Source organism: Streptomyces sp. NBC_00464 (assembly GCF_036013915.1).
Classification (GTDB): domain Bacteria; phylum Actinomycetota; class Actinomycetes; order Streptomycetales; family Streptomycetaceae; genus Streptomyces.
The window spans coordinates 2,863,563-2,875,653 of sequence record NZ_CP107899.1 but is presented as its reverse complement, the minus strand read 5'-3'; the positions used below and the strand labels follow the sequence as shown (position 1 = coordinate 2,875,653).

The window sequence follows — 12,091 nt, the reverse complement described above, 5'->3', positions numbered from 1 at the left end:
AGCCCCACCCCCCAGTGGTAGGACCAAGCGCCGGTCCGCACCACGACTCCACATTCTGAAACCACAGGAGTAGAAGTGAAGCGCAGCAAGAACCTCCGCGCTGCGGACGCCAAGATCGACCGGGCGCGGAACTACGCCCCGCTCGAGGCCGTCCGTATCGCCAAGGACACCGCCTCCACGAAGTTCGACAGCACCGTCGAGGTCGCGTTTGCCCTGGGTGTTGACCCGCGCAAGGCCGACCAGATGGTCCGTGGCACCGTGAACCTCCCGCACGGCACCGGCAAGACCGCCCGGGTCCTGGTCTTCGCGACCGGTGACCGTGCTGCGGCCGCGGAAGCCGCGGGCGCCGACATCGTCGGCGCCGACGAGCTCATCGACGAGGTGGCGAAGGGCCGTCTGGACTTCGACGCCGTCGTCGCGACCCCGGACCTCATGGGCAAGGTCGGCCGCCTCGGCCGCGTGCTCGGTCCGCGTGGTCTGATGCCGAACCCGAAGACCGGCACCGTCACCCCCGATGTCGTGAAGGCTGTCAACGACATCAAGGGCGGCAAGATCGAGTTCCGCGTCGACAAGCACTCGAACCTGCACTTCATCATCGGCAAGACCTCGTTCGACGAGACCAAGCTGGTGGAGAACTACGCAGCGGCGCTGGACGAGATCCTCCGTCTGAAGCCGTCCGCCGCCAAGGGCCGCTACATCAAGAAGGCCACCCTGGCCACCACGATGGGCCCCGGCATCCCGCTGGACGCCAACCGCACCCGTAACCTCCTCGTCGAGGAGGACCCGGCCTCCGTCTGAGCCACCGTGCTCGTACGACCGCCGTGTCACGTGTGACATTGACGGGCCCCGCAACCTTTCGAGGTGCGGGGCCCGTCCTCGTATGTACGTACCAGTGCTGTCGGTGCCGTGTACTAGCGTGCAGGTCACCGAAGGCCGAACGAGGGGTGGAAGCGGATATGAGGACCAGTACCGTACGGCGCGTGGGTGCGGCCGTGGCTGTGGCGGCGGCACTGACGTCGGTCGCGGCCTGTGGCGGATCGGACGACGACGGCGCGGCCAAGGCCAAGGGCGGTGGCAGCGGCGTGGTGAAGGTCGACCCGATCGCCGCGCTGCTCGATGTGCAGAAGAAGACCGGTGCGGCCAACTCGGCGAAGATCGAGGGCACCACCGTCATGGGCAGCACCATGTCCATGAAGCAGACCGGGGTCCTGGAGTGGTCCGACGGGGTCACCGGCTCCATGGAGATCACGTACACGGGCGGCTCCATGGCCGACTCCATGAAGCAGCTCGGCAGCAACGGCACCATGCAGGCCCGCTACTTCAAGGACGGCTACGCGGCGGACATGGGCCCGGCGATGGCCAAGCAGACCGGCGGCAAGCGCTGGATCAGCTACTCCTACGACGACCTCGCCGAGCTCGGGGGCGCCTCCGGGGCCGCGATGAAGGACCAGATGCAGAACACCACTCCCGACCAGGGAGTGAAGTCGCTGCTGGCCTCCGGTGACGTGAAGAAGGTCGGCCAGGAGGAGGTTCGCGGCGTCGCCACCACGCACTACTCCGGCACCGTCGACGTCGCCGAGCTGACCGCCAAGAACTCCAAGCTCGACGCCGACCAGCTCACCGCACTCAAGAAGCAGCTCACCGACGCGGGCATCAGCACGGAGAAGGTCGACATCTGGGTCGACGAGAACGACCTGCTGGTGAAGAAGAGCGAGCGCGGTCAGATGAAGACCGGCGAGCTCAACTCGACGGTGTTCTACAGCGACTACGGGACCAAGGTCTCGGTGGAGCGGCCCGCGGCCGGCGAGACCATCGGGTTCAAGGAACTGCTGGAGCAGCAGCAGGGTGCGGCCGGGGGAGCGTCCTAAACCTCTCCGGACCACTCGAACCGGGACGGATTTGCTCGGCGCGACCCCCGTCGCGTACTCTTCTGCAGAAGCCAAAGACCGCTGGTCGTTGCTGAAACCCGCAAGGGGGACGGCAACCGAAGGATCCGTTGAATACGGACGACCTGCGCAGGTGACTGTGGAAAGGCTCCCGGACTTCTCTGTTCGGTCGAGCTTCGCCCTGGCGCCTGCGCCGGGGCGTTTCGTCTTTTCCGGGCCCTTTTGAGCGGTCCTCATCACCCGGAAGGAGGCCGACGCTCATGGCAAGGCCCGACAAGGCTGCAGCGGTAGCCGAGCTCGCGGACCAGTTCCGCAGCTCGAACGCCGCCGTGCTGACCGAGTACCGGGGTCTCACCGTGGCACAGCTCAAGCAGCTGCGCCGTTCGCTCGGTGAGAACGCCCAGTACGCCGTGGTGAAGAACACGCTGACCAAGATTGCGGCCAACGAGGCCGGGATCGACACGCTGGACGACCTGTTCGCAGGTCCGACGGCGGTTGCCTTCGTCACCGGTGACCCGGTGGAGTCGGCGAAGGGTCTTCGTGACTTCGCCAAGGACAACCCCAACCTCATCATCAAGGGCGGTGTCCTTGACGGTAAGGCGCTGTCCGCCGATGAGATCAAGAAGCTCGCGGACCTCGAGTCCCGCGAGGTTCTGCTCGCCAAGCTGGCCGGCGCCATGAAGGGCAAGCAGACTCAGGCTGCGCAGCTCTTCCAGGCTCTGCCGTCGAAGTTCGTCCGCACCGCGGAAGCTCTTCGTGCCAAGCGGGAAGAGCAGGGCGGTGCCGGTACTCCGGCTCCCGCCGAGGCTGCCGAGTAATTTCGCTCAGCGGTCCAGCGGGCTCCACGTACGCCCGCCGACATATACATCCGGCACCTGCCGAATAGTGGAAGGACGCCATCATGGCGAAGCTCAGCCAGGAAGACCTGCTCGCCCAGTTCGAGGAGCTCACCCTCATCGAGCTCTCCGAGTTCGTTAAGGCCTTCGAGGAGAAGTTCGACGTCACCGCCGCCGCGGCCGTCGCCGTTGCCGGTCCCGCCCAGGGTGGCCCCGCCGCCGAGGCCGAGGCCGAGCAGGACGAGTTCGACGTCATCCTCACCGCCGCCGGTGACAAGAAGATCCAGGTCATCAAGGTCGTGCGTGAGCTGACCTCCCTCGGCCTGAAGGAGGCCAAGGACCTCGTCGACGGCGCCCCGAAGCCCGTCGTCGAGAAGGTCGCCAAGGAGGCCGCCGAGAAGGCTGCCGAGTCCCTCAAGGCCGCCGGCGCCTCCGTCGAGGTCAAGTGACCCAGAGAGTCTTCTGACTCCTCTGGACCCCCGTGCCGCGAGGCGTGGGCGTCACTTCGCGAAAGGCGATCACCCGTATGGGTGGTCGCCTTTCGGCGTACCCGTGGCGGGTGCCTTGCTCTTCCCGCGCTGACGAGTATGGTGATCTTCGCCGTGCGCCTCTTGTGGGGGGCACGGGCGGCGCCGAGGGGCGGCGGCCGCGGGTCCCGGCGCTCGTCCCGGCTGGGGGGCCTTGACGAACCGCGCGAGGCGCGCAATTCTCAAGGCGCGTCGTCACATCGGTCCGAATCCGAGGCATGGATCGTTGACGAAGAGGGCAGTAAAGAAGAGCGCACCCCGCGCAGGGCTAGACATAGGTGTTGAGAACAGCTGTTGAGAGCAACGTGGGTCTCTGAGAACCCCGACTGGACATCAGTGTGCCGCTTGGCTACACTGACCCTTTGCGCTGCCTGTTAGCTGCCTCCTGCCCGTCACCAGGGGCATACCCATCCTGTGCACCGTGGACCGGACTTCCCTCACCTGGGATATCCGTCCACCTGTCCAATTTGGGACCGGTACGCGCGTAGTGAGTCCGAGCCCTCGGAAGGACCCCCTCTTGGCCGCCTCGCGCAACGCCTCGACCGCGAATACGAACAACGGTGCCAGCACCGCCCCGCTGCGCATCTCTTTTGCAAAGATCAAGGAGCCCCTCGAGGTTCCGAACCTCCTCGCGCTGCAGACCGAGAGCTTTGACTGGCTCCTCGGTAATGCCGCCTGGAAGGCTCGCGTCGAGGCTGCTCTGGACAGTGGACAAGACGTCCCCACCAAGTCCGGCCTGGAGGAGATCTTCGAGGAGATCTCACCGATCGAGGACTTCTCCGGGTCGATGTCGCTTACGTTCCGCGACCACCGCTTCGAGCCCCCGAAGAACTCGATCGACGAGTGCAAGGAGCGCGACTTCACGTTCGCCGCCCCGCTCTTCGTCACGGCCGAGTTCACCAACAACGAGACCGGCGAGATCAAGTCCCAGACGGTCTTCATGGGCGATTTCCCGCTCATGACCAACAAGGGCACCTTCGTCATCAACGGCACCGAGCGTGTCGTCGTGTCGCAGCTGGTCCGCTCGCCGGGTGTCTACTTCGACTCCTCGATCGACAAGACGTCCGACAAGGACATCTTCTCCGCCAAGATCATCCCGTCCCGGGGTGCCTGGCTGGAGATGGAGATCGACAAGCGCGACATGGTCGGTGTCCGCATCGACCGCAAGCGCAAGCAGTCCGTCACCGTTCTCCTGAAGGCTCTCGGTTGGACCACCGAGCAGATCCTCGAGGAGTTCGGCGAGTACGAGTCGATGCGCGCCACCCTGGAGAAGGACCACACCCAGGGCCAGGACGACGCGCTGCTCGACATCTACCGCAAGCTGCGCCCCGGCGAGCCGCCGACGCGCGAGGCTGCTCAGACGCTGCTCGAGAACCTCTACTTCAACCCGAAGCGCTACGACCTCGCGAAGGTCGGCCGCTACAAGGTGAACAAGAAGCTCGGCGCGGATGAGCCGCTCGACGCCGGTGTCCTCACCAGCGACGACATCATCGCGACCATCAAGTACCTGGTGAAGCTGCACGCCGGGGAGACCGAGACGGTCGGCGAGTCCGGCCGGGAGATCGTCGTCGAGACCGACGACATCGACCACTTCGGCAACCGTCGTCTGCGTAACGTCGGCGAGCTCATCCAGAACCAGGTCCGCACGGGTCTGGCTCGTATGGAGCGCGTCGTGCGTGAGCGGATGACGACTCAGGACGTCGAGGCGATCACGCCGCAGACCCTGATCAACATCCGGCCGGTCGTCGCCTCCATCAAGGAGTTCTTCGGCACCAGCCAGCTGTCGCAGTTCATGGACCAGAACAACCCGCTGTCGGGTCTCACCCACAAGCGCCGTCTGTCGGCTCTTGGCCCGGGTGGTCTGTCCCGTGAGCGGGCCGGCTTCGAGGTCCGTGACGTGCACCCGTCCCACTACGGACGCATGTGCCCGATCGAGACCCCTGAAGGCCCGAACATCGGTCTGATCGGTTCGCTCGCCTCGTACGGCCGCGTCAACGCGTTCGGCTTCATCGAGACGCCGTACCGCAAGGTCGTCGACGGCCAGGTCACCGACGAGGTCGACTACGTCACGGCCGACGAGGAAGACCGTTACGTCATCGCCCAGGCGAACGCGACGCTCTCCGACGAGCTGCGCTTCACCGAGCCCCGCGTCCTGGTCCGCCGTCGTGGCGGAGAGGTCGACTACGTGCCCGGCACCGAAGTCGACTACATGGACGTCTCGCCGCGCCAGATGGTGTCCGTCGCCACCGCGATGATCCCGTTCCTGGAGCACGACGACGCCAACCGTGCCCTCATGGGCGCGAACATGATGCGTCAGGCGGTGCCGCTGATCAAGTCGGAGGCCCCGCTCGTCGGCACCGGCATGGAGTACCGCTGCGCCACCGACGCCGGTGACGTGCTGAAGGCCGAGAAGGACGGTGTGGTCCAGGAGGTCTCCGCGGACTACATCACCGTGACCAACGATGACGGTACGTACACCACGTACCGCATCGCGAAGTTCATGCGCTCCAACCAGGGCACCTCGGTCAACCAGAAGGTCGTCGTCTCCGAGGGCGACCGGGTTGTCGCCGAACAGGTACTCGCCGACGGTCCGGCCACCGAGAACGGTGAGATGGCCCTCGGTAAGAACCTGCTCGTGGCGTTCATGCCGTGGGAGGGTCACAACTACGAGGACGCGATCATTCTTTCGCAGCGCCTCGTGCAGGACGACGTCCTCTCCTCGATTCACATCGAGGAGCACGAGGTCGACGCCCGTGACACCAAGCTCGGCCCGGAGGAGATCACCCGGGACATCCCGAACGTCTCCGAAGAGGTCCTCGCGGACCTCGACGAGCGCGGCATCATCCGTATCGGTGCCGAGGTCACGGCCGGTGACATCCTCGTCGGCAAGGTCACGCCCAAGGGCGAGACCGAGCTGACCCCCGAGGAGCGCCTGCTCCGCGCGATCTTCGGTGAGAAGGCGCGCGAGGTGCGCGACACCTCGCTGAAGGTGCCGCACGGCGAGATCGGCAAGATCATCGGCGTCCGCGTCTTCGACCGCGAAGAGGGCGACGAGCTGCCGCCGGGCGTGAACCAGCTGGTCCGCGTCTACGTCGCGCAGAAGCGCAAGATCACCGATGGTGACAAGCTCGCCGGCCGTCACGGCAACAAGGGCGTCATCTCGAAGATCCTGCCGATCGAGGACATGCCGTTCCTGGAGGACGGCACCCCGGTCGACATCATCCTCAACCCGCTGGGTGTCCCGTCCCGAATGAACCCGGGACAGGTCCTGGAGATCCACCTCGGCTGGCTCGCCAGCCGCGGTTGGGACGTCTCCGGCCTCGGTGACGAGTGGGCCAAGCGCCTGCAGACCATCGGCGCCGACCAGGTCGCCCCCGGCACCAACGTCGCGACCCCCGTCTTCGACGGCGCCCGCGAGGACGAGATCACCGGCCTGTTCCAGGCCACGATCCCGAACCGCGACGGCGACCGGCTGGTCCAGCCCTCGGGCAAGGCCAACCTGTTCGACGGCCGTTCCGGCGAGCCCTTCCCGGAGCCGGTCTCGGTCGGCTTCATGTACATCCTCAAGCTCCACCACCTCGTCGACGACAAGCTGCACGCTCGTTCGACGGGTCCGTACTCCATGATCACCCAGCAGCCGCTGGGTGGTAAGGCACAGTTCGGTGGACAGCGCTTCGGTGAAATGGAGGTGTGGGCCCTTGAAGCTTATGGTGCCGCTTACGCCCTCCAGGAGCTGCTGACGATCAAGTCCGACGACGTGACCGGCCGCGTGAAGGTCTACGAGGCCATCGTCAAGGGCGAGAACATCCCCGAGCCCGGCATTCCCGAGTCCTTCAAGGTGCTCATCAAGGAAATGCAGTCGCTCTGCCTCAACGTGGAGGTGCTGTCCTCGGACGGCATGTCCATCGAGATGCGCGACACGGACGAGGACGTCTTCCGCGCGGCGGAGGAGCTCGGAATCGACCTGTCCCGGCGCGAGCCGAGCAGCGTCGAAGAGGTCTGACGGGTTGGCCGGCCGGATCCCTGTGATCCGGCCGGCTCTCCCCGGACCCGTTCAGACCATTGCTGAAGTGCCCCGATTTCTCGCGTGAAGCGAGGGGGCTCGAACCCCCGAAAGAGGGATTGACGACAAGTGCTCGACGTCAACTTCTTCGACGAGCTGCGGATCGGCCTTGCCACCGCGGACGACATCCGGACCTGGTCCCACGGCGAAGTGAAGAAGCCGGAGACCATCAACTACCGCACGCTCAAGCCCGAAAAGGACGGACTCTTCTGCGAGAAGATCTTCGGTCCGACCCGGGACTGGGAGTGCTACTGCGGCAAGTACAAGCGTGTCCGATTCAAGGGCATCATCTGTGAGCGCTGTGGCGTCGAGGTAACTCGCGCCAAGGTGCGCCGTGAGCGCATGGGCCACATCGAGCTTGCCGCTCCCGTCACCCACATCTGGTACTTCAAGGGCGTCCCGTCGCGCCTGGGCTACCTGCTGGACCTCGCGCCGAAGGACCTCGAAAAGGTCATCTACTTCGCCGCGTACATGATCACGTTCGTCGACGAGGAGCGCCGCACGCGCGACCTCCCGTCGCTGGAGGCTCACGTCTCCGTCGAGCGCCAGCAGGTCGAGAACCGTCGCGACTCGGACCTCGAGAACCGCGCCAAGAAGCTCGAGACCGACCTCGGCGAGCTGGAGGCCGAGGGCGCCAAGGCCGACGTGCGCCGCAAGGTGCGCGAAGGTGCCGAGCGTGAGATGAAGCAGCTGCGCGACCGTGCGCAGCGCGAGATCGACCGTCTCGACGAGGTGTGGAGCCGCTTCAAGAACCTCAAGGTCCAGGACCTCGAGGGCGACGAGCTGCTCTACCGCGAGCTGCGTGACCGCTTCGGCACGTACTTCGACGGCTGCATGGGTGCTGCTGCTCTGCAGAAGCGCCTGGAGTCGTTCGACCTCGACGAGGAGGCCGAGCGCCTCCGCGAGATCATCCGTACCGGCAAGGGCCAGAAGAAGACCCGTGCGCTCAAGCGCCTCAAGGTCGTCTCCGCGTTCCTGCAGACCAGCAACAAGCCCAAGGGCATGGTGCTCGACTGCGTGCCGGTCATCCCGCCGGACCTGCGTCCGATGGTGCAGCTGGACGGTGGCCGCTTCGCGACCTCCGACCTGAACGACCTGTACCGCCGTGTGATCAACCGCAACAACCGCCTCAAGCGTCTCCTTGACCTCGGTGCCCCCGAGATCATCGTGAACAACGAGAAGCGGATGCTGCAGGAGGCCGTCGACGCGCTGTTCGACAACGGCCGCCGCGGTCGCCCGGTCACCGGTCCCGGTAACCGCCCGCTCAAGTCCCTCAGCGACATGCTGAAGGGCAAGCAGGGTCGATTCCGTCAGAACCTTCTCGGTAAGCGTGTGGACTACTCCGCGCGTTCCGTGATCGTCGTCGGCCCGCAGCTCAAGCTGCACCAGTGCGGTCTGCCGAAGGCCATGGCGCTGGAGCTCTTCAAGCCGTTCGTGATGAAGCGCCTGGTGGACCTGAACCACGCGCAGAACATCAAGTCGGCCAAGCGCATGGTCGAGCGCGGCCGCACGGTCGTGTACGACGTCCTGGAAGAGGTCATCGCCGAGCACCCGGTTCTCCTGAACCGTGCGCCGACGCTGCACCGTCTCGGCATCCAGGCCTTCGAGCCCCAGCTGGTCGAGGGCAAGGCCATCCAGATCCACCCGCTCGTCTGCACCGCGTTCAACGCGGACTTCGACGGTGACCAGATGGCCGTGCACCTTCCGCTCTCCGCGGAGGCGCAGGCCGAGGCCCGCATCCTGATGCTGTCCTCGAACAACATCCTGAAGCCGGCCGACGGTCGTCCCGTCACCATGCCTACGCAGGACATGGTGCTGGGTCTGTTCTTCCTGACCACCGACGGTGAGCTCCGTGACACCAAGGGCGAGGGCCGCGCGTTCGGCTCCACGGCCGAGGCGATCATGGCGTTCGACGCCGGCGAGCTGGCGCTCCAGTCGTCCGTCGACATCCGCTTCCCGGTGGGCACCATCCCGCCGCGTGGCTGGGTGCCGCCGGTCGCCGAGGAGGGCGAGCCCGAGTACCAGCCGGGTGACACCTTCCGGCTGCGGACGAGCCTGGGCCGCGCGCTCTTCAACGAGCTGCTGCCCGAGGACTACCCGTTCGTCGACTACTCGGTCGGCAAGAAGCAGCTCTCCGAGATCGTCAACGACCTCGCCGAGCGCTACCCCAAGGTCATCGTGGCGGCGACGCTCGACAACCTGAAGGCGGCGGGCTTCCACTGGGCGACCCGTTCCGGCGTCACCGTGGCCGTCTCCGACATCGTCGTGCCCGAGGCCAAGAAGGCCATCGTCAAGGGCTACGAGGACCAGGACGAGAAGGTCCAGAAGCAGTACGAGCGCGGTCTGATCACCAAGGACGAGCGCACGCAGGAGCTCATCGCGATCTGGACCAAGGCGACCAACGAGGTTGCCGAGGCGATGAACGCGAACTTCCCCAAGACGAACCCCATCTTCATGATGGTTGACTCGGGTGCCCGAGGAAACATGATGCAGATGCGTCAGATCGCCGGTATGCGTGGTCTGGTGTCCAACGCCAAGAACGAGACGATTCCTCGTCCCATCAAGGCGTCCTTCCGTGAGGGCCTCACCGTTCTGGAGTACTTCATCTCCACGCACGGTGCCCGTAAGGGTCTGGCGGACACCGCCCTGCGTACCGCCGACTCGGGTTACCTGACCCGTCGTCTGGTGGACGTCTCGCAGGACGTGATCATTCGCGAGGAGGACTGCGGCACGGACCGCGGCCTCAAGCTGAAGATCGCGGTCAAGGGTGCCGACGGCGTGCTCCGCAAGACGGACGACGTCGAGACCTCGGTGTACGCCCGCATGCTCGCCGAGGACGTCGTCGTCGACGGCAAGGTCATCGCGCCTGCCAACGTCGACCTCGGTGACGTCCTGATCGACGCCCTGGTGGGCGCCGGCGTCGAGGAGGTCAAGACCCGCTCGGTCCTGACCTGTGAGTCCGCGGTCGGCACCTGTGCCTTCTGCTACGGACGCTCGCTCGCCACCGGCAAGCTGGTCGACATCGGTGAGGCGGTCGGCATCATCGCCGCCCAGTCCATCGGTGAGCCCGGTACCCAGCTGACGATGCGTACCTTCCACACCGGTGGTGTGGCCGGTGACGACATCACCCAGGGTCTGCCCCGAGTCGTCGAGCTCTTCGAAGCCCGTACGCCGAAGGGTGTCGCCCCGATCTCGGAGTCCGCAGGCCGGGTCCGGATCGAGGAGACCGAGAAGACCAAGAAGCTCGTGGTCACGCCGGACGACGGCAGCGAGGAGATCCCGTTCCCGATCTCCAAGCGCGCCCGTCTGCTGGTGGGCGAGGGCGACCACGTCGAGGTGGGCCAGAAGCTCACCGTGGGTGCCACCAACCCGCACGACGTGCTGCGGATCCTCGGTCAGCGCGCGGTCCAGGTCCACCTGGTCGGCGAAGTCCAGAAGGTCTACAACTCGCAGGGCGTGTCGATCCACGACAAGCACATCGAGATCATCATCCGGCAGATGCTCCGCCGCGTGACGATCATCGAGTCCGGCGACGCGGAACTGCTGCCGGGCGAGCTCGTCGAGCGCTCGAAGTTCGAGACCGAGAACCGTCGTGTGGTCCAGGAGAGCGGTCACCCCGCCTCCGGCCGACCGCAGCTGATGGGTATCACCAAGGCCTCGCTGGCGACGGAGTCGTGGCTGTCCGCGGCTTCCTTCCAGGAGACGACCAGGGTTCTGACGGACGCGGCGATCAACGCCAAGTCCGACTCCCTGATCGGCCTCAAGGAGAACGTCATCATCGGTAAGCTCATCCCGGCCGGTACGGGTCTGTCCCGCTACCGCAACATCCGGGTCGAGCCGACCGAAGAGGCCAAGGCCGCGATGTACTCGGCCGTCGGCTACGACGACATCGACTACTCGCCGTTCGGCACGGGCTCCGGCCAGGCCGTTCCGCTGGAGGACTACGACTACGGTCCGTACAACCAGTAAGCGAGTCGTTTGATACGACCGGAGGGCGGTCATCCCGTATGCACGGGGTGGCCGCCCTCCGGCGTGCGATGCGTCACTCCGGCCGGCGGCGGCGTACGGTGGGACGCAGCCCGGGAGGGCGCTGAGCGGCCCCTGAGGGGCCGTGCGGCATGCCGCACGGGTCAGGACAAGCCGGGCAGGCGCCCCAGCGTGTCGGGGCGGACAGCATTTGTTTTGACCGGAGTCGATGAGGTAGGTACGCTCAGACCTTGTGCCTGGGGTGTGCCTGGGTTTGCGTGCGTGTCCTCAACCGCACGGCGAACCCGTCTTTGGCCACCGCAATCTGTGCTTCCACTGCTCCAGGGGAGTGGCCCGCAGTATTCGACACACCCGACCGCGTGGGTCGGTGAGTGTTCCAGGTTAGTTTCACCGACGGCACACAGAAACCGGAGAAGTAGTGCCTACGATTCAGCAGCTGGTCCGGAAGGGCCGGCAGGACAAGGTCGAGAAGAACAAGACGCCCGCGCTCGAGGGTTCGCCCCAGCGCCGCGGCGTCTGCACGCGTGTGTTCACGACCACCCCGAAGAAGCCGAACTCCGCGCTCCGGAAGGTCGCGCGTGTGCGTCTGACCTCCGGCATCGAGGTCACGGCCTACATCCCGGGTGAGGGACACAACCTGCAGGAGCACTCCATCGTGCTCGTGCGTGGTGGCCGTGTGAAGGACCTGCCGGGTGTTCGTTACAAGATCATCCGCGGCTCCCTTGACACCCAGGGTGTCAAGAACCGCAAGCAGGCCCGCAGCCGCTACGGCGCCAAGAAGGAGAAGTAAGA

At 65.8% G+C, this 12,091-nt stretch carries 7 protein-coding genes; all 7 read left to right on the top strand.

The annotated features are described in order from the left end of the window. The first annotated feature begins 75 nt into the window (after nt 1–75). The 7 genes from rplA to rpsL all read left to right on the top strand — a co-directional run bounded on the left by rplA (nt 76) and on the right by rpsL (nt 12,089). Nucleotides 76–798 carry a 50S ribosomal protein L1 gene (gene rplA / locus OG912_RS12550; protein WP_145765079.1) on the top strand — a complete coding sequence of 241 codons (723 nt, stop codon included), beginning with the start codon at nt 76–78 and terminating at the stop codon, nt 796–798. A 158-nt stretch (nt 799–956) separates the two neighbouring features. Continuing rightward, nucleotides 957–1,868, top strand: a complete 912-nt coding sequence (locus OG912_RS12545; protein ID WP_327709404.1) for a hypothetical protein — start codon at nt 957–959, stop codon at nt 1,866–1,868. Nucleotides 1,869–2,146: 278 nt separating this feature from the next. Next, on the top strand, nt 2,147–2,704 hold the full coding sequence (rplJ, locus tag OG912_RS12540; protein ID WP_148020214.1) for a 50S ribosomal protein L10: 558 nt from the start codon (nt 2,147–2,149) through the stop codon (nt 2,702–2,704). Between the two features lie 83 nt (nt 2,705–2,787). Next, nucleotides 2,788–3,171 carry a 50S ribosomal protein L7/L12 gene (gene rplL, locus OG912_RS12535; RefSeq protein ID WP_327709403.1) on the top strand — a complete coding sequence of 128 codons (384 nt, stop codon included), beginning with the start codon at nt 2,788–2,790 and terminating at the stop codon, nt 3,169–3,171. 595 nt (nt 3,172–3,766) lie between these two features. Next, the gene (gene rpoB, locus OG912_RS12530; RefSeq protein WP_326738094.1) at nt 3,767–7,252 is read left to right on the top strand and encodes a DNA-directed RNA polymerase subunit beta; all 3,486 of its coding nucleotides are present in this window, start codon (nt 3,767–3,769) and stop codon (nt 7,250–7,252) included. A 129-nt stretch (nt 7,253–7,381) separates the two neighbouring features. Next, nucleotides 7,382–11,281: a DNA-directed RNA polymerase subunit beta' gene (locus tag OG912_RS12525; RefSeq protein ID WP_326738095.1), complete on the top strand. Its 3,900-nt coding sequence runs from the start codon at nt 7,382–7,384 to the stop codon at nt 11,279–11,281. Nucleotides 11,282–11,717: 436 nt separating this feature from the next. Continuing rightward, nucleotides 11,718–12,089 carry a 30S ribosomal protein S12 gene (rpsL, locus tag OG912_RS12520; protein ID WP_003948652.1) on the top strand — a complete coding sequence of 124 codons (372 nt, stop codon included), beginning with the start codon at nt 11,718–11,720 and terminating at the stop codon, nt 12,087–12,089. Nucleotides 12,090–12,091 lie beyond the last annotated feature (2 nt).